We start from the raw sequence: 18,820 nt of genomic DNA on the forward strand, positions 1-18,820 counted from the left end.
ATTTGATTTTGAATGACACAATCTTATGGATAGCGCTGTATGTATTCACGTATTTTCCTGATTTATTGATAATTTTGCCGAGTTGGCAGGAGTGAGTATGTCTGACTTTTCAGGGAAGGGTTGGCTTGCTGAAATCGTTTTACGTTATGAAGTAAAACGCGGAATGACACGTCTTACAGAAAAACGCCATGTCGGCCCACTAATGGTTCAGCGTCCTTTTTATCCTGAGCAAGGTATTGCACACACTTATTTACTCCATCCTCCAGGTGGGGTAGTTGGTGGTGATAAGTTATTGATCAATATTGATGTTCAATCTGAAGCTCATGCATTGCTTACCACGCCTGGTGCAACCAAGTTTTATCGTAGTGCGGGTGGCGTGGCTCATCAAATTCAAACATTAAAGGTCGCCCCGAATGGATTTTTAGAGTGGCTTCCTCAGGAGAATATCTTTTTTCCTGAGGCGCGAGCACATCTAGAAACGCATATTCATATTGCATCGACTGCCAAATTTATTGGTTGGGAAATTCAATGTTTTGGCCGCCCAGTTTTAAATGAATGGTTCGAAAATGGCAGTGTTAAAGGACGTTTTAATTTTTATATTGATGAAAAGCTGACATTAACAGAATCGCTTTTTGTTAATGGTTTACAAAATAAAGCGGCCGCAATGCGCGAATTTCCCATGTTGGGTTCGCTTTATATTTATCCTACATCTGATGAATTAAAAAATGTTATTCAACAATGTGTTGAGGCTTTTTCAGCCTCTTACAACCCTGTTATCGAATATGGTTTAACCGATGTAGACGGTATTTTAGTTTTACGGTTATTAGGTTCACAAACAGAGCCGATGATGGCGTGTTTTGCTCAAGTTTGGCAAACCGTCAGACAACACTGGTTAGGGTATTGCCCAGAGCCGCCTCGTATATGGGCGACATAATCGTTAATTTTAGGAGCAGAAATGGAATTAACACCAAGAGAAAAAGATAAATTACTGCTTTTTACAGCGGGTCTTGTTGCTGAAAGACGTTTAGCGAGAGGGCTGAAGCTTAATTATCCTGAAGCGGTTGCATTGATTAGTTGTGCCATTATGGAAGGTGCTCGTGATGGTAAAACTGTTGCCCAGTTAATGAGTGAAGGACGCACTGTTTTAACGGCAGAGCAGGTGATGGAAGGGGTACCAGAAATGATAAAAGACATTCAAGTAGAGTGTACATTCCCTGATGGTACAAAACTTGTTTCTATCCATGATCCTATTGTGTAGGTAACAACATGATACCCGGTGAAATTAGAGTTAACCAAACGTTAGGTGATATTGAGCTTAATGCTGGCCGAGAGACAAAAACAATACAAGTTGCTAATCATGGTGATAGACCTGTACAGGTGGGTTCTCATTATCATTTCTATGAAGTAAATGATGCGTTGAAATTTGAGCGAGAAGGCACATTGGGTTTTCGTTTAAATATTCCAGCAGGTATGGCGGTTCGTTTTGAACCTGGTCAAAGCCGTACAGTTGAATTAGTGGCTTTTGCAGGAAAACGTGAAATTTATGGTTTCCATGGCAAAGTGATGGGTAAATTGGAGAGTGAGAAAAAATGAAAACTATCTCACGTCAAGCTTATGCAGATATGTTTGGCCCAACAACCGGCGATCGTCTGCGATTAGCCGATACAGAGCTTTTTCTTGAAATTGAAAAAGATTTCACCACTTATGGTGAAGAGGTTAAATTTGGTGGTGGTAAAGTTATTCGTGATGGCATGGGGCAAAGCCAAGTTGTCAACGCCGAGTGTGTTGATGTGCTTATCACTAACGCCATAATTTTAGATCATTGGGGTATCGTAAAAGCGGATATCGGTATTAAAGATGGCCGTATTGTAGGTATCGGTAAAGCGGGTAATCCGGATGTACAACCTAATGTGGATATTGTTGTAGGGCCAGCCACAGAAGTGGTTGCGGGTGAAGGTAAAATTGTTACCGCTGGTGGTGTTGATACTCATATTCACTTTATCTGTCCTCAACAAGCACAAGAAGGTTTAGTCTCTGGTGTGACTACTTTTATTGGTGGTGGTACAGGGCCAGTTGCTGGAACGAATGCAACTACAGTAACGCCAGGTATTTGGAACATGCACCGCATGCTAGAAGCCGTTGATGAATTGCCTATCAATGTGGGGTTATTTGGTAAAGGTTGTGTGAGTCAACCTGAAGCGGTTCGCGAGCAAATTGAAGCGGGTGCTATTGGTCTAAAAATTCACGAAGACTGGGGTGCAACGCCAATGGCAATTCACAATTGCCTTAATGTTGCCGATGAAATGGATGTGCAAGTCGCTATTCACTCTGACACCTTAAATGAAGGTGGTTTTTATGAAGAAACTGTAAAAGCGATAGCAGGCCGTGTGATCCATGTTTTCCACACAGAAGGTGCAGGGGGGGGACACGCACCAGATGTGATTAAATCAGTGGGTGAGCCGAATATTTTACCTGCTTCAACAAATCCAACAATGCCTTATACCATTAATACGGTAGATGAACATCTCGACATGTTGATGGTTTGTCATCACCTTGATCCTTCTATTCCTGAAGATGTGGCCTTTGCTGAATCTCGTATTCGTCGTGAAACTATTGCAGCGGAAGATATTTTACATGATATGGGTGCTATTTCTGTTATGTCGTCAGACTCACAGGCAATGGGACGTGTAGGTGAAGTGATCCTTCGTACTTGGCAATGTGCGCACAAAATGAAATTACAGCGCGGCACATTAGAAGGTGATACTGCTGAAAGTGACAATCATCGCATTAAACGTTATGTGGCGAAATACACTATCAATCCGGCTTTAGCGCATGGTATTGCACATGAAGTCGGCTCTATTGAGAAAGGTAAATTAGCGGATCTGGTTTTATGGGACCCGGCTTTCTTTGGCGTAAAACCGGCGTTGATCATGAAAGGTGGCATGGTGGCTTATGCGCCAATGGGGGATATTAATGCGGCTATTCCAACACCTCAGCCTGTGCATTATCGTCCAATGTATGCTTGCTTAGGTAAAGCGAAATATCAGACGTCGATGATCTTTATGTCGAAAGCGGGGATCGACGCAGGTGTACCTGAAAAATTAGGCTTAAAGAGCTTAATTGGCCGTGTTAAAGGCTGTCGTAACATCACTAAAGCTTCGATGATCCACAATAGTTATGTGCCTCATATCGAGCTTGATCCTCAAACCTATATTGTGAAAGCTGATGGCGTGCCATTAGTGTGTGAACCTGCAACGCAATTACCAATGGCACAACGCTATTTCCTCTTTTGATTAGTGTTTTACCGAGAATGTAGAGAATGAAAAGATTTACTCAGCTTATTGATAAACAAAAAGCACTTGAAATAGTAACGCCAGAAATACAGGCTCTTACTTTATGCTTAACGATGGATGAAAGAACCAAAAGTCGTTTAAAAGTGACGTTAAGTGATGGGCAAGAAGCAGGGCTATTCTTGCCTCGCGGTACGGTGCTAAAAGAGGGTGATATCTTACTGTCAGAAGATAATACACTAGTCACAATTGAAGCGGCAAAAGAGCAAGTTTCAACAGTATATAGTGACGATCCGCTGTTGTTGGCTCGTGTTTGTTACCACTTAGGTAATCGTCATGTTCCATTACAAATCGAAGCGGGTTGGTGCCGTTATTTTCATGATCATGTTTTAGATGATATGGCGAGAGGCTTAGGCGCCAATGTGGTTGTGGAGTTAGAGAAATACCAACCTGAGCCGGGCGCTTATGGTGGATCGTCAGGTGGTCATCATCATCATCACTCTCATGACGATCATCACCATCATCACTAATTATTTGAACAAGGGAGCTTATTGATGCTTGCAGATCTGCGCTTATATCAATTAGTCAGTCCTTCTTTACCAGTGGGATCGTTTACTTATTCTCAAGGGTTAGAGTGGGCGATTGAAAAAGGCTGGGTTTGTTGTCCTCAAACATTAGCAGACTGGCTAAGTACCCAAATGGCCGGCGCTTTAGCAACGTTAGAGCTCCCTATCTTACGGCGATTACAAGAAAATCTGACTCAAGCCAAAATGAGTGAAGTGAAGTATTGGTGTGATTTTATTGTCGCAAGTCGTGAAACTAAAGAGCTGCGACAAGAAGAGCGCCAACGAGGCATCGCTTTTGCTCGTTTACTTCCTCAATTAGATATTGAGTTAGATGAAACCTTACAAGCTTGTGTAAAACAGACACAACTCATGGCATTCGCGTTAGCTGCTGTGAAATGGAATATTTCTGCTGAAAAGTTATGTTGTGCTTACGCTTGGGGTTGGCTTGAAAATACGGTGATGTCAGGAGTAAAACTGATCCCTTTAGGGCAAAGTGCAGGACAGAAAATATTGTTTACATTAGCAGAGCAGATCCCTGTGATTGTTGAGCAATCCGCACATTGGCCCACTGAAGATATTGGGAGTTTTACACCGGCGCAAATTATTGCCAGTAGTCGCCATGAAACACAATACACTCGACTTTTTCGTTCATGAGAAATCTATATGCAAGAATATAATCAACCACTCCGTATTGGTGTTGGTGGCCCTGTTGGATCAGGAAAAACGGCACTGTTAGAAGTTCTTTGTAAAGCAATGCGTGACACTTATGAAATCGCGGTTGTCACTAACGATATTTATACTCAAGAAGATGCCAAGATCTTAACGCGTGCTGAGGCATTAGATGCGGATCGTATTATTGGTGTTGAAACGGGCGGTTGTCCTCATACAGCTATTCGTGAAGATGCATCAATGAACCTTGCTGCGGTTGAAGAATTAGCAATGCGCCACAAAAATCTAGATATCGTTTTTGTGGAAAGTGGCGGTGATAACTTAAGTGCAACATTTAGCCCAGAGCTTGCTGATTTAACTATTTATGTGATTGACGTGGCTGAAGGGGAAAAAATTCCACGTAAAGGTGGCCCCGGTATTACACACTCAGATCTATTAGTCATTAATAAAATCGATCTGGCACCTTATGTTGGCGCATCATTAGAAGTGATGGAAGCAGACACAGCAAGAATGCGTCCAGTGAAGCCTTATGTTTTCACAAATCTAAAAGAAAAAGTCGGCTTGGAAACTATTATCGATTTTATCATTGATAAAGGCATGCTAAGACGCTAATAGCTTGTTGAGTAAAGACGAGTTTTAGCCGAGAAAGAAATTGACAGTATCGGTCATTTTATAAAGACCGATACTGTCAGAATAATATAAAAACGATATTAGTAATCAGATTAGTTAAGGTAAGTAAATGCAGTAGTTACTTTTACTACACCTTTGGTTTCGCTGGCAATTTTTGCAACCGCAGCCCCTTCTTGGCGAGTCAGAATACCAAATAAGAACACTTCACCATTTTCAGTGATCACTTTTACAGAAGAAGATTTTACTGAATCACTGCCTAAAATCTGAGAGCGAACTTTGGTTGTTAACCATGTATCTGAAGATGCTGTACCTAATGTCACAGGCTCGCCTTGGCGAACTTCGTTGTAGACGTTATTTACGCCTTCAACCTTACTTGCAACTTGTTTTGCAGTATTCGCAACAGACATATCAGGGCTTTGACCTGTTAACAGAATATTGCCTTGATAAGCTGTAGCTACGATACGTGAATTGCTTTTCTTGATCTGTTCGTTTTTGTTTAGAGCACCAGAAACACGTGCTTCCAATGTACCATCGTCAACTTGTTGCCCTAATGAGCGAGGATCGGTTGCAGTTTTACCCGCAACTGCGGCAGTGCCGACAACCGCTGCGCCGATACAACCTTGCAGTAAAAGTGCAGAACATAGCACTGCAGTGATAGGAAGCAATTTCATAGTAACTCCTTAGTCATCCTGATGTGGGAATAATGTATTATCAATTAAATCACAGAGACAATTGACTGTTAGCATCTGAACTTCCTGTATTCTGACGGTGCGTTGAGATGGAATACGAATTTCAACGTCTTGAGGACCTAATAATCCGGCAAGCTCTCCGCCATCATAACCTGTTAATGCAACAATGGTCATATCTCGTGTAACAGCGGCTTCAACGGCTTTAATAATACTTCTGCTGTTACCGTGAGTTGAGATAGCAAGTAGCACATCTCCAGCTTGTCCTAATGCACGCACTTGTTTTGCATAGATTTCATCGTGCTGCTGATTCCCCATAATTGCAGTCATCACAACGCTATCTGTGTTTAACGATAATGCGGGCAAGCTTGGGCGCTCTGTTTCAAAACGATGGATCATGCTTGCGGCAAATCGCTGTGCTGTTGCTGCTGAGCTACCGTTTCCACAGCTTAATATTTTATGGCCGTTTAACAAAGATTGAACCATCATCATGGCGGCTCTGGAAATGGCATCTGGTAATGCTTCTGCTGCTGCAATTTGAGTTTGAATACTCTCTGTAAAGCAGACTTTGATTCTATCAAGCACGTTAAGACCTATATAATCTAATTTAACGAATAAATTCCGTATAATCGAGAATGTTTTTTAACCATATTAGCTGGCGTTGATTAAATGCACAAATATCAAAACGACAGTCTGATGTCTCGATGCTTTCTTGGCGTTGTGCTAACCAACATCTTGCTGTACGCCATAAGCGACGCCGTTTTGAGGTGGTAATAGAGCTTATTGCATCACCAAATAAGATGTTACGTCTAAAACGAACCTCAACAAATACCCATGTCCTCTTTTCCTGCATAATAAGATCAATTTCTCCACAGGGATATCGGACATTACGCTCAATCAATATTAATCCTTGTTGGCGTAAATATTTTAGCGCTTTTTGCTCATAGTATAGCCCTAAAAAATAAGGGCTTTTAGAAAAAATCATCCATGATTTCCTTCTTTATCTTACTCATAAAATAAACCGCCATTATGGCGGTTTATTCTAATGATAATTAAATGCGTGCCTTACTGTGCAACAGGTTCAATCTTACCTTGTTTAAATTGCATCCAAGGAAGTTGTCTATAAACAGTACAGTTGTTTTCAACACGTAATGAGCCTGAAATACCATTAAAACGCAATGTGCCTTTTGTCAGATCATTGTAATTGTTTGCTAATGACCATGCATCAATTCCCATAGCATAAAGACGCATTAATGAGTAATCGTTCGCAAATTTGCTTGATGCTTTTTGCATTAACGGCAAATTAGCACCAGTCATCAATGGAATATCACTAAACTGAATACCATCCATTTCCATACGGAAATCAGGACCTGTTCCACCTTGGTTACTGCGTGAACTCACATAAATTGGTGGACGTTTCTTGGTGCTGATTGCCATATCAATCATTGGCTTAATTAAAGTTAATTCATCACTAGTCGCAATGATATAAACCGAATCAATGGCACCACCTGCTGATGGAATAGATTGAGTCTCTAATGGTAAAGGTGCATTAGCCGTTGGTAGAACAGGCGTACCTGTCATGCGAATACCTACACCGCGGTTGATAGAGGCTTTTAAGCTTTCAACAGAACTAAAAGTTTGTTGTAAAACGGTGCCACCACCAGTGCGTTGCCACTCATCAGCAAATGTTTGTGCCATTCTTTGACCAAATTTATTATCAGGAACAATAATTAATGGATTTGATTTTTGTTGCTGACGTAAATGTTGTGCCGCATTACGGGTTTCATCTTCTGGTGAAAGAGAGAAGAAACAAACGGTTGTTGCTGAAGGAACGCTGTCTAATTCATTTAATGCTAATACAGGTAAGCCACTTTGAAGCTCAATCGTCTTCATGACTTCAGGTTTTAGCAGAGGGCCGACAATTAAGTTAGCACCATCTTGCTGTACTTTTTTCAGTAAAACGTCGATAGATTGGCTATTGGTATCATAAACAATCACTTGGCGAGAGTTTTGTGCAACAGGATCTAAGCGTAATGTCGTATCACCAGAAAATGTTGAGCTCTCTTTTTCTTGATCTTGAGTCGCTGGCGTATTTTCTGTTGTTTCTTTTGCCGTATCTGTTGTTGCTGTATCAGTTGTTGGTGTTTCAGTATTTTTGATACCTAATTCTTCTAAAATTGAATTAAGGCTATCGTCATTTTTAGGCGCTTGTGGCGCTGGCATTGCTTGAGGCTGAGGTAAACCGCTTTGCGCATCAAGGAAGCCTTGACGAATAGCTTCACCAAAAACTTTCGCTTGCCCAGTTAAAGGTAACAATAATGCGATTTGGCTACTTGCACTCACAGAAGGCTGTGAAAGACGTAATAATGATGCTGGAAGTGTTAATGCAGCTGGATTACGAGGATAGCGTGTCTGCCACTCTCTGACCGCTGTTGATAACTTATCAGCATCATCTTTGTTGTATTCATAGGTGTTCAGTAAATCTAACCAACCTTGCAGTGTATTTTCATCGGCTTTGATAACAACACCACGACGTTGTTCTGGTGTGAGTTTGGTTAGCGTGAGCCATGTATCATCAATATTTTTCTGATGCAGTTGAGGATCAGTAATTAATGTTTCTAGCCCAATATAGGCTCTAATAACATCTAAAGATGCCAGCCCTTGAGCGTCATCAATCACTTTTTGAAATTGTTTCATCTCCATTTCTGCTTTTGCAGCGGGAGTGAGAGGTTGTTCTTGTTGCCCCGTCAGGGTACAACCTGACATAATCAGCGCAGAGAGTATCGCAGTATAGGATAAACCTGTTTTAAAACGCACAAAAATTGAGGAAAGCATACTGTACCCAGTGATGTTTTATAATTATGCTCAATTTTAAATCGGTCATTCGGAATAAATAATGAATCAACCTAATCGAGCAGCGGTAACGACATCCACACTGTACATAGTACCCACACCTATTGGTAATCTGGGCGATATCACCCAGCGGGCACTTGATGTGCTGTCTCATGTCGATTTAATTGCTGCAGAAGATACCCGTCATACAGGGCTTCTATTACAGCACTTTGCCATTAACGCACGTTTGTATGCGTTACATGATCATAATGAACAGCAAAAAGCAGATCAATTAATTAGCAAATTACAACAGGGGCTAAGTATCGCATTAGTCTCTGATGCAGGTACACCATTAATTAACGATCCTGGCTATCATTTAGTCAATCAATGTCGTAAGAATGGCATAAATGTCGTGCCATTACCCGGCGCTTGTGCAGCTATTACGGCACTGTCTGCGGCTGGGCTTCCTTCAGATCGTTTCTGTTACGAAGGCTTTTTACCTGCAAAAACCAAAAGTCGTCAGGACTGTTTACGTGCATTATCAGAAGAGCCCCGTACATTGATTTTTTATGAATCAACACATCGGCTGTTAGATAGTTTAGCTGATATGGTGACAGTTTGGGGTGAAGATCGCTACGTAGTATTAGCGAGAGAGCTCACAAAAACGTGGGAAACTATTCAAGGCATGCCTGTTGGTGAATTACTTAAATGGGTTCTTGAAGATGAAAACCGCCGTAAAGGTGAAATGGTATTAATTGTGGAGGGTTATGACAAACCTGTTGATGACGATTTTTCTCCTGAAGTATTACGGACATTGGCGATTTTACAAAAAGAGTTACCACTGAAAAAAGCAGCCGCAGTCACAGCTGAGATTTATGGTGTGAAGAAAAATGCACTCTATAAACATGTCATTGAGCAAAATGGTGAAGCTCAAGACGAGTAAAGTGATTTTTTAGCTTCTTTTGCTATACATTTTCTACCAAAATCCCTATAATCCGCACCCTGAGTTGACTAGACAACCGCTGCTTTATCGTTGTCCCTTCGGGGGAGACGGATAGAGGGGAGGAAAGTCCGGGCTCCACAGGGCAGGGTGCCAGATAACGTCTGGGAGGCGCGAGCCTACGACAAGTGCAGCAGAGAGTAAACCGCCGATGGCCTGTTTACAGGATCAGGTAAGGGTGAAAGGGTGCGGTAAGAGCGCACCGCGCAACTGGTAACAGTTTGTGGCATGGTAAACTCCACCCGGAGCAAGACCAAATAGGGGTTCTTATGGTGCGGCCCGCATTGAACCCGGGTAGGTTGCTGGAGCCAGCGCGCAAGTTCTGGCCTAGATGAATGGTTGTCCACGACAGAACCCGGCTTAACGGTCAACTCACCTCATAAAAAACCCTCGATTCACATTGTGTTTCGAGGGTTTTCTGTTTTTAAGCCCATCTAAATTGATTATCACGAGATAATATCAATAAATAAGCCTCGAAACTCAGTCGAGCTTTTCAATGTAATACTATGGCTATCTTGAATAAAAGCTCCATCACCACACTGAATTTGTCCATTTTCTTGTGTTGATGTTTGCAAATAGGAGCCACCTTTTATGGATTGCAAAAAGCCTTTTTGTCCTTTTATTGGCAGTGTAATTTCATCACCTGCTTGCAAATGAATATGATAAAGCCAGATGGTTTGCCTTAACATTAACGAGCCATCATCACCGGTAGGTGAGGCTAATAATTGGTATTTTAAATTTTCATCTAATACCAATTTTTGTGAGGCGACGCTTTCTTGTTGTGGACACGCATTTAACCACAATTGAATACGAGTTAATGGCGTATCAGGACTACTGTTTTTCTCTATATACGTATCAGTATTATGCGGTGAAATAAGTAAGCACTCATTTTCTTTTGCCGTTACTGTACGCCCCATATTATCAAGGTATGTAGCTTCCCCTTGAAGAATAAGGTTAACCACATCCACATGAGGATAGGTCTTTGCTTTAAATTCAGAATTTGGGGCAAGCACTTCTTGGTTGAGTACTCTTAGCGTGCCATAGTCTAAAAAATGAGGGTCAAAGTAGTGGCCAAAGGAAAATGTGTAGCGAGCTTGTAGCCAACCATAATCCGCTTTACCACACTGTTGTGCTGTTCTGTATTTTATCATAGCGGTATTTTTCGAGTAGATTATCAATATATTTATCATAGAGGTATGGACTGTCTATTGTTAGCAAGTTAATCTGGTGCCTATAATCAAATTATTTGATAGAGATAAGTATAATGAGTAAAGACAAAGCAATTACGTTGGAATCTTTACGAGTCATGGATGCCATTGATCGTAGAGGGAGTTTTGCAGCTGCGGCTGATGAACTAAATCGAGTTCCATCGGCACTCAGTTATACCATGCAAAAATTAGAAGAAGATTTAGATGTTGTCCTTTTTGATCGTTCTGGTCATAGAACTAAATTTACCAATGTTGGCAGAATGCTTCTTGATAGAGGGCGCATATTACTTGAGGCTGCTGACAAATTAACGTCAGATGCAGAAGCCTTAGCAAGAGGTTGGGAGCCACATATCACGATTGTTTGTGAAGCGCTCACTCCTGCATCTCGGCTCTTTCCGTTGGTCGATAAATTAGCTGAAAAATCCAATACGCAACTCTCTTTAGTAACCGAAGTCTTAGCGGGCGCTTGGGAAAGCTTAGAAAGCGGTAAATGTGATATTGTGATTTCACCCGATATGCATTTTCGTACTTCGTCTGAAATCAACTTTCGCCCTTTATACAATACCACCAGTGTTTATGTTGCCAGCCCAGATCACCCAATTCATAACGAACCAGAGCCATTAGCAGAAGAAACTCGCTTAAAATATCGGGGTATTGCGATTGCAGATACCGCAAGAGAGCGCCCTGTATTGACAGTATTGCTGTTAGATAAACAGCGCCGTTTAACGGTCAGTTCTATTGAAGATAAACGCCGAGCATTAATTGCAGGTTTAGGTGTGGCGACAATGCCTATTGATTTAATTGAAGATGACATCAAAGAAGGGCGCTTACGTGTAGTCGGCCCTGAATATCATCATGAAAATAATATTATTATGGCATGGCGCAGAGATAGCATGGGCGAAGCTAAATCGTGGTGTCTGCGTGAAATACCTAAACTCTTTGCAAGCGATAAAAAATAGTTTTTGTATTTAATAATATTTCAGTTTTAGATATCGATAAAAATAGAGATGCGAATATTAGGCGGAAGCTTCCGCCTAATTAAAAACGGATCACTCCACTGCCACTAATACACAACCCTTTAAACAACCGCATTGCACTTTATGCCCCTCTAACGCGACAGGAATAGTGTTTATTTTCATCAAAGTATCCCCTTCTATTATTTTGCCTTTTTGCTGACAAACAGAGCAATAAACTTCATCGCCTAAACAGGCAATTTCATGTGTTTGTTTTGCTAATAAAGAACCGCTTAATACGGTTCCTTTAGTATTGGTGGTATCATTTTTTAAAATGATTTTTCGTCCTTGGATTGTGCTGCGCATTTTTTACTTTCTCTTTATTATTAATTAATTCCCTGAGTTTATTCCAAACTGCCAAGGAATAAGTTCTGGAAAATCTAATTTTCCATACCACTTTGGCCGTAATATATCTTGAAAACAACCTAACTCATCAATATATTGAGCTATTATACAGAGATAAGTAATAGCACTTTTATTTATAGACAAAGGTTGAATGTTTTTAATAGCATTATTAATAAATAATTTTTTTTCCTTTTGCGGCTCTTTAAATCGACAAAGAGGATCTTTAAAAATAAACTTATCAATCTCTTTCTCTAATGTTGATTGTCCGGTACTGATATAAAAGTAACTGTTTTTAACATCTTCAATAAAACAATCAGTATTTTCTTTTGCTATTAAATCTTTTTTAAGTCTGATTTTTTCTTGTAACCAAGATTGATTTTCTTTATTTTTATAAGTGATAACATTGTTCATGTGTATTTCTAATTCTTTATGAAAAAAAGATTTTTTATAAAACTGACCAAAATAAATCATTAATATAGTTTGAAAAACGCATAAATATTGGCTTGTACGATGTTGTTTATCAAAATAGTGATAATTGTTTTTCAAAATTTTCAATAGTGCTTTTTGTTTAATATTATAATAATCCAACACTAATTTATGCTCATCTTCAAGGAATTCTATTGCTTCCATATAGAATTCCTGAAGAATGTTGTCCTTAATTATCTGTTTGCTTTTTGCTGTCAGTATCATTTTATAACAAAAGCCTTCGTTTAATTTTAATTAAGACTAAAATAATGTATGAATGACTTTTAGCTCTGGATTTATTTTAATTAAATCATCTGTAATTTGATGATAAATTTCAGGCATAGTCTCTAACCAACCCACCATATCAGGTCGATGGTCGATAGCCATCGGAGTTTTTAATAATGGATGTTCGATTATGGGGGTACTTAAGCCATGACGAGCACGAAAATTTTTCACGGCTTGATATTCAAAAGGCCAAGCAATGAGTATTTCCATATCAACTTCATAACCAGTTGCACTTTGTTCATTTTCATTATTTCGAAATAATGCTGACCACTGAATATGCTTATCGCATAATTCCATCAGCCATGGGATTAGAATTTCATCATTTTCACAATAGAGCGCTTCTTGGCAGAAGCGTTGATAAAAAGGATCAATCGGAATGCCCGCACTTTCCCAATCAATAGTTTCCTTTTTTTCACTGGCTAACATTTCAATCGCTAATACGCCTAATTTTTGAGGGCGCGTATACATAGGAAGTGAGTTTGCCATTTTACCTGATTGAATATTTTCTATTATTTTATCGTAACAAATTTGGCTGGACTTAAAATAATTGCAAGCAAAATTCATTAATAAAATTTCACCTTGTTCAGCAAGATCAAAAAAATTCTTATCTCTTTCAAATTGATCAAAATAACCTGATACAAAGCATAAATTTTTATGATATAGAAAACGCTCTAGAGAATATGGAACCTTATTTATTTTTCTATAAGTTTGAATGATGTAAATAAGGGCAATACCCGATGAATTAAAGTTAATAGTAGATATATAATCAATATACCTATCTTTATTATTCGAATCTAATTCACTAATAATTTCATAAAAGTCTTCATTAATAAGATTATTAATATCAATTACATCACGAATAGTTTTATTGACTATTTTTTCAACATAATTTATTACTCGGCTTGTACGACTCATTTATTTAACTCCTCAAGTATATAGAAAGAATCATATTTTTTATTACTAGAAACATCAAATTTACTATCTATTCCCACAGTCAATTTGAAACCACCAATGCTTCCTTTCTTTATATCATTTTCTATTTTATTCAATAGAATTCTTTTTTTTCCATCTAATCCATACTCATTAATCCCATCAAGTATAGAATCTCGGGATAACTGAATATGCTTTCTTAAATTTCGTATATAGTCTTTTTGGAAGTCACTAGCTTTTCCTCCTGAGGGCGTTGAATTAGCACCAAATTTCTCTTTCATCACTGTTTTGATTTCAAAAGTCACCCAATCTGGCGGAGGTGGAGTTGGTTCTATCTTACAAATCAAATCTATTCCTTGTCCTTTTTTATTTTGTAATGCTATCATTTTTTCAGGATCAAAGCTTTTACCATATAAAGGGTTTGATATATCTGTATTACCATTTGTAATCCTAGATTCTTTGTTAGCAAGTAGTGCCTTCCCACTTCTTGTTTTTAAAAACAATTTATCAAATAAGGTTCCCTTTTTAATTTCATTAATAACGTGGCTTTCACCCACATACCCAACAAAGTGAGCCAACTTTAATGATGCGACACCATCATAAAAAAGATTGGACTGTAATATCTTATTAAGATCATGATGTGATTTTAAATTAATCTCTACGTGTCCAGTGACTCGATGCGTACTTCCCTTGGGTTTACCTTGGATACGTAAAATACATGAGCCATCCGCTTTGGGACCAAAACAAGTAACAATTGTATCATCAAAGTGCGTTTGAAATGTTTTTCCTATCATTTTAAATTGAGTAATATTAACATCACCTAATTTTTTTATTTCACCTTTATTTGTGACGCTGACATTAATAGAGTGAGTCTCATCATATTTGATAGGTCTTGGCTTATTAGCCATAAATATAATCCTTTATATTTTTATTTATTAATATCCATAATTTGAGGTTCACCCGTAATTGAACTTACAGAAATCGCAGTTCCTAAACTCGTGCTTATTCCACTTGTTATTACTTGGGTTTTAACTTTCTTACCAAAACACATAAACATATTCATGGCATGATAGGTTGTGACAAAACCTTTAGTCTCACCTGTTTTCGAATCTAGATATTTCATTGAGTTTAATAAAACATTATATCCTTTATCATTATTATACCCCCATAAGGCAGAAGTATCTTCTATTAACTCATTTGTTGTATAGATTATATTAAATCCTTCCGCAATTAATGGTAAAGCTCTAGCACCATTTTTAGCTAACGTTAATACACCACCAATACCTGTTAATAAAAAGGCTATATCAACAATAATTGACTTTCCTAATTCTATTTTTTCTTTAACTTCTTGTTCTTTAATTTCAGAAATAATAAAAGAGACTAAATCACTGGCTAATTCATCGTAATCCTTTTCAGTTACCTTATCTTTTTTTCCTTTTCCTAACTCTAACCCTTGTATTATTAATTTAGGGGTAATTGTAATCGTTCGTTTTTTACTTTTATAATCAACATGAGATAACATAACATTTTTATAGCCAAGCAACATTTTGATTTCATCTTGTTGATCTATTGCACCATCAATACTGTCGAAGTCTTGTATTCCATGAACTTGAGTTCTTGTTAATTGGAAATCAATTTTATAATGATATTTATTATATTTTGATTTCATTCCTTTATAGGTTAATCCTGCATCTTCTGGCCTTTCATTTGCAGGTATAAATGCAAGCATGAAATTAAGAAAATCTTCAGTATTTTCGCCACCATCAGGATCAAAATGATTACGAATAGCTTCTTGTAATTTATCGTGACCTTTAATTTCTTCTGCTATTAACCGTATTTTAGGATCGAAGGAATCATCTTGGCTAACTTGGTCAACATAGGCCATTAAAACATCAAGTGGGATACCTGTCGGCATAGTTTCATGCTCTAATTCTCCTGGAAATTGTTCACTTTCTACTTCTTCCCAATCTTCATCAAAAGGGCTACGAGAAAACTTATCTAATGCGTCAATAATGTTTTTATCGTCAGATAAAAAAACACCTTTTTTGATGTTATTTTCGCATGGCTGTGTTTCTATATTATTATTCACAGCTTCATCTTTAAATTTATCATCTAATGCCATTACATATCCTTATTGTAATATTAAAATTTGGTTAGATTTGATATCATCTGCTAAAATAAATAGGATATTATCCATAAATTGGATATAGTCCTTAACCGGTAGGTAAGGTAATAATTTTTTTACTGTTAAGGGATCATAATATCTAAACATTAACCATTTATTTGTTTCCTCATCAAAAACCTGATTAAATTTACGTAATTGATATGATAATTCTTTTAAAGATAATCGTGAGCGTAAATAGATCCCGATGGGATTTTCAATACTATTATCAAATAGCCAATTGGTGAAAGGATGCTCTACGTTTAACTTAACTAAATAGGGGGCATAGTAGGAATAATTTTCAGCACTCTTTCCTTTCCAAAGGCAACAGTATTCTGTTTCAAATATATCAAGTAAAATAGCAATATCTGGCCGTTTCATTGCATCAATAATAGTCCAAACATGGCTATCAATAACTTCATTTCCTTTTATAATATGTTTATCGCCATAACGAGAAAAAGGAATGCCATTAAATAAATACGATGTTATTTTTTTTAATTTACTTTCTTTATCCAGATTTAATTCATAAGGAATAGAAGCTAAACGAGATACTTTATTCATTATCTTTCGCTTCCTTTTTTATTTTTGCACAAACCTCACAAAAAGGGACTCCCTCTTCCGTTGCTGCTGTTAGTGCATTTATTTGATCAACGCCACCACCATCAATATTGACCGACGAAGCATTAATTTTTAATTGTTTGGCCTTTATCGTGATCCCCATCTCGTCAATAATAATACTTCCACCTGAACCTGCTAATGTCAGTTTTTTCTCAGCATGAATAATATAAAGTGGTGATTGTGATAATAATTTAGTTTTAATTTCCTCATGCTTATTGCCTTCAACTATTATTTTTTTCTGACCACCAATTTGAATAAATTGATCAGCAAAAATAATTGATTTCTTACTACTATTAATAACTTCTGTTTTATTTCGATCAATTTGAATTTCTTGATCTTGAGAAATATGAATAACAGAATTACGCCCTATTTTTTCGTAATGATCTCTACCTACTTCTGTTCTTTTATCATTACCAATCTTTTCTTGTTGATCGACACCCACCTTTTTCTGGCGGCTATGATTAATGGTATGAAACTCATCATTTAATACATGAGTACGGTGATCCCTCTGCGCATGCAAATACACTTCTTCGCGTCCGCCGGCATCCTCAAATCGCAGTTCATTAAACCCTGTGCCTTTATGTGTCTTGGTACGAAATGTGGTTCGGGTTTTTTCTTTGGGTAAATCAAGCGGAGGAGCATTACGACCGTTATAGGTGCAACCGGTGATAATTGGTCTATCAATATCGCCATTTAAATAAGAGACAATCACCTCTTGCCCAATGCGAGGGATCGCCATAAAGCCGTAGCCATCGCCATTCCAACCCTGTGCCACTCGCAACCAACATGAACCACTATGATCAGGCTTTCCGCGCCTATCCCAATGAAAGTAGACTTTTACCGCGCCTTGTTCATTGGTGTAAATCTCCTCACCTTCAGGGCCAACCACTGTCGCCATTCCTGCGTGCCGGGAATAAAAGTGACATTATTTGAAAGTTGAGTTCCCTCACCGCCACCGTTATCCGCAGAGGGTTGTACACCATGATGTGAAACGCTGATCACTTGCCAACGCGAATTCATTTTCGCGCTTGGGTGATTGGTTAAGGTAAACACTTTGCCCGGCATTAACGCAAAACAGTTAGTGCTTGCTGAGCCTGTTTGACGATAATTTTGAGATTGCTCATAACGCAGTTGATTCAATGGCTGCGCTTCTGCCTCTTCTTGAAAACGGCCATAGCTTTCAAATACAGGATGTTGCTGATGAACATCACCCGTTGTGTTTTGTGATAACGGGTAAGAAGGACGTATTGGGTTATAATCTTTGTCAATACGCACATCACTGCATAAACGTTCGGTATAGCGCCATGTGGTGGCAGTGGTATCCGTAATATCTGTTTCTGCTTGTGGGTTATACGTCAGCGTGATCCCCGCGGTCATCCCTAAATGATTGTCGCTATAAAACAGTTTTGGCCCTTCTTCAAACCAAAAATTGATCCCTTCTTCAAACGCTAAACGACACCAGAAGGCATAAGCGGATTCGCGCTTTTGCGTGATATAGCGGCGAGTTTGATGCAGTTCGGGTTGATAGAGCTGGTTGTCATATTTGATATGGGCTTCATCTAGCAATTGCTGAAGAATTTGAGGTACCGTTTTATGTTGGAAAATACGGCTATCTTGATTAAGCGTCATCACCCACATTTCAGGGCGAATAACAAATTGATACCACGTTTTAACGCCGTCGGTGTTGCCTTGTTCAGCACTCGCCAGTAAGCCTTGAACCGTGCGGATTGTTTTACCGTCACGACTGACAGTTAATGATGAAGCCACACCTAATTGGTTGGCAAAATCAATATCACGTTGCTCACTCACCGCGTGTATCGAAAGCGTGAAAAGCTCTGATAACCCTTCGTTTAAATCAAACTGAGTGACTTGAAAAGTGCTTTTAGGTAAATCGCCAATTTGGCAAGTAAACACTAACCCTGTATGAAGTAATCCCTTTCCTAGGGTGTCGAGTAATTCGCTGTATTTTTTAATGCGAGCTTGTTGTTCAGAGAATGTCATCCCTATTTCAAAAGGGCGAGATGATGCCGGATCATCTAATACCAAACGAGGTTTAGGGGTATTGTTAGCGTCATTCGTTGACATAAAAGCTCCCATTTAAATGTGACAAACACGCAATAAA

The 18,820-nt window shown here is 38.6% G+C and carries 20 protein-coding genes, 1 other RNA gene and 1 pseudogene; 10 read left to right on the forward strand and 12 right to left on the reverse strand.

The window, feature by feature from the left end; genetic code table 11:
* Positions 1–97 precede the first annotated feature (97 nt).
* Genes LG402_RS02910 through ureG form a run of 7 tightly spaced genes read left to right on the forward strand, consistent with a single transcriptional unit; the run spans position 98 to position 5,137 of the window.
* Positions 98–934 (forward strand): urease accessory protein UreD, encoded by an 837-nt coding sequence (locus LG402_RS02910; RefSeq protein WP_227336394.1) that lies wholly within the window; start codon positions 98–100, stop codon positions 932–934.
* 21 nt (positions 935–955) lie between these two features.
* On the forward strand, positions 956–1,258 hold the full coding sequence (locus tag LG402_RS02915; protein ID WP_004908484.1) for an urease subunit gamma: 303 nt from the start codon (positions 956–958) through the stop codon (positions 1,256–1,258).
* A gap of 8 nt (positions 1,259–1,266) precedes the next feature.
* The gene (locus tag LG402_RS02920) at positions 1,267–1,593 is read left to right on the forward strand and encodes an urease subunit beta (RefSeq protein ID WP_072069747.1); all 327 of its coding nucleotides are present in this window, start codon (positions 1,267–1,269) and stop codon (positions 1,591–1,593) included.
* Positions 1,590–3,293 carry an urease subunit alpha gene (gene ureC / locus LG402_RS02925; protein WP_088493789.1) on the forward strand — a complete coding sequence of 568 codons (1,704 nt, stop codon included), beginning with the start codon at positions 1,590–1,592 and terminating at the stop codon, positions 3,291–3,293. Before LG402_RS02920 ends, ureC begins: the two co-directional genes overlap by 4 nt.
* A 26-nt stretch (positions 3,294–3,319) precedes the next feature.
* Positions 3,320–3,820 carry an urease accessory protein UreE gene (ureE, locus tag LG402_RS02930; RefSeq protein WP_227336395.1) on the forward strand — a complete coding sequence of 167 codons (501 nt, stop codon included), beginning with the start codon at positions 3,320–3,322 and terminating at the stop codon, positions 3,818–3,820.
* Between the two features lie 24 nt (positions 3,821–3,844).
* Complete coding sequence (locus LG402_RS02935; RefSeq protein WP_227336396.1) at positions 3,845–4,510, forward strand: urease accessory protein UreF; 666 nt, start codon at positions 3,845–3,847, stop codon at positions 4,508–4,510.
* Between the two features lie 9 nt (positions 4,511–4,519).
* Positions 4,520–5,137 (forward strand): urease accessory protein UreG, encoded by a 618-nt coding sequence (gene ureG / locus LG402_RS02940; protein WP_006535303.1) that lies wholly within the window; start codon positions 4,520–4,522, stop codon positions 5,135–5,137.
* A gap of 110 nt (positions 5,138–5,247) precedes the next feature.
* Here the strand turns inward: ureG and dolP are convergent, their stop codons facing one another.
* The 4 genes from dolP to LG402_RS02960 form a co-directional block, all read right to left on the reverse strand.
* A complete protein-coding gene (dolP, locus tag LG402_RS02945) occupies positions 5,248–5,826 on the reverse strand; it encodes a division/outer membrane stress-associated lipid-binding lipoprotein (protein ID WP_036933029.1) in 579 nt (192 codons plus the stop codon).
* A gap of 9 nt (positions 5,827–5,835) precedes the next feature.
* Entirely contained in the window at positions 5,836–6,426 is a 591-nt protein-coding gene (diaA, locus tag LG402_RS02950) for a DnaA initiator-associating protein DiaA (RefSeq protein WP_004245257.1), read from the reverse strand.
* 22 nt (positions 6,427–6,448) lie between these two features.
* Positions 6,449–6,826 (reverse strand): YraN family protein, encoded by a 378-nt coding sequence (locus LG402_RS02955; protein WP_227336397.1) that lies wholly within the window; start codon positions 6,824–6,826, stop codon positions 6,449–6,451.
* Positions 6,827–6,906: 80 nt separating this feature from the next.
* Positions 6,907–8,676 carry a penicillin-binding protein activator gene (locus tag LG402_RS02960; RefSeq protein ID WP_227336398.1) on the reverse strand — a complete coding sequence of 590 codons (1,770 nt, stop codon included), beginning with the start codon at positions 8,674–8,676 and terminating at the stop codon, positions 6,907–6,909.
* A 61-nt stretch (positions 8,677–8,737) separates the two neighbouring features.
* On the opposite strand from LG402_RS02960, the gene rsmI reads away from it, so the two are divergent.
* Entirely contained in the window at positions 8,738–9,616 is an 879-nt protein-coding gene (rsmI, locus tag LG402_RS02965) for a 16S rRNA (cytidine(1402)-2'-O)-methyltransferase (RefSeq protein WP_194951798.1), read from the forward strand.
* Between the two features lie 60 nt (positions 9,617–9,676).
* Positions 9,677–10,052, forward strand: an RNA gene (gene rnpB, locus LG402_RS02970) — RNase P RNA component class A.
* Between the two features lie 67 nt (positions 10,053–10,119).
* On the opposite strand, the gene LG402_RS02975 is transcribed toward rnpB, so the two are convergent.
* A complete protein-coding gene (locus tag LG402_RS02975; protein ID WP_227336399.1) occupies positions 10,120–10,824 on the reverse strand; it encodes a pirin family protein in 705 nt (234 codons plus the stop codon).
* Positions 10,825–10,937: 113 nt separating this feature from the next.
* On the opposite strand from LG402_RS02975, the gene LG402_RS02980 reads away from it, so the two are divergent.
* Positions 10,938–11,840 carry a LysR family transcriptional regulator gene (locus tag LG402_RS02980; protein WP_036933024.1) on the forward strand — a complete coding sequence of 301 codons (903 nt, stop codon included), beginning with the start codon at positions 10,938–10,940 and terminating at the stop codon, positions 11,838–11,840.
* Positions 11,841–11,930: 90 nt separating this feature from the next.
* Here the strand turns inward: LG402_RS02980 and LG402_RS02985 are convergent, their stop codons facing one another.
* From LG402_RS02985 to LG402_RS03015, 7 genes and pseudogenes are all read right to left on the reverse strand, one after another.
* A complete protein-coding gene (locus tag LG402_RS02985; protein ID WP_227336400.1) occupies positions 11,931–12,200 on the reverse strand; it encodes a PAAR domain-containing protein in 270 nt (89 codons plus the stop codon).
* A gap of 24 nt (positions 12,201–12,224) precedes the next feature.
* On the reverse strand, positions 12,225–12,869 hold the full coding sequence (locus tag LG402_RS02990; RefSeq protein WP_227336401.1) for a hypothetical protein: 645 nt from the start codon (positions 12,867–12,869) through the stop codon (positions 12,225–12,227).
* A gap of 96 nt (positions 12,870–12,965) precedes the next feature.
* Positions 12,966–13,904: a hypothetical protein gene (locus LG402_RS02995; protein ID WP_227336402.1), complete on the reverse strand. Its 939-nt coding sequence runs from the start codon at positions 13,902–13,904 to the stop codon at positions 12,966–12,968.
* The gene (locus LG402_RS03000) at positions 13,901–14,827 is read right to left on the reverse strand and encodes a hypothetical protein (RefSeq protein WP_227336403.1); all 927 of its coding nucleotides are present in this window, start codon (positions 14,825–14,827) and stop codon (positions 13,901–13,903) included. The genes LG402_RS02995 and LG402_RS03000 overlap by 4 nt, the downstream gene beginning before the upstream one ends.
* A gap of 20 nt (positions 14,828–14,847) precedes the next feature.
* Positions 14,848–16,041, reverse strand: coding sequence for a hypothetical protein (locus LG402_RS03005; RefSeq protein WP_227336404.1), 1,194 nt, complete (start codon positions 16,039–16,041; stop codon positions 14,848–14,850).
* Positions 16,042–16,050: 9 nt separating this feature from the next.
* Positions 16,051–16,641 (reverse strand): DUF4123 domain-containing protein, encoded by a 591-nt coding sequence (locus LG402_RS03010; RefSeq protein ID WP_227336405.1) that lies wholly within the window; start codon positions 16,639–16,641, stop codon positions 16,051–16,053.
* Positions 16,634–18,783 (reverse strand): annotated as a pseudogene (locus LG402_RS03015) (type VI secretion system Vgr family protein). The gene LG402_RS03010 and the pseudogene LG402_RS03015 overlap by 8 nt, the downstream one beginning before the upstream one ends.
* Between the last annotated feature and the right edge of the window lie 37 nt (positions 18,784–18,820).

The organism is Proteus sp. NMG38-2 (assembly GCF_020640995.1).
In the GTDB taxonomy this organism is placed as follows: Bacteria; Pseudomonadota; Gammaproteobacteria; order Enterobacterales; family Enterobacteriaceae; genus Proteus.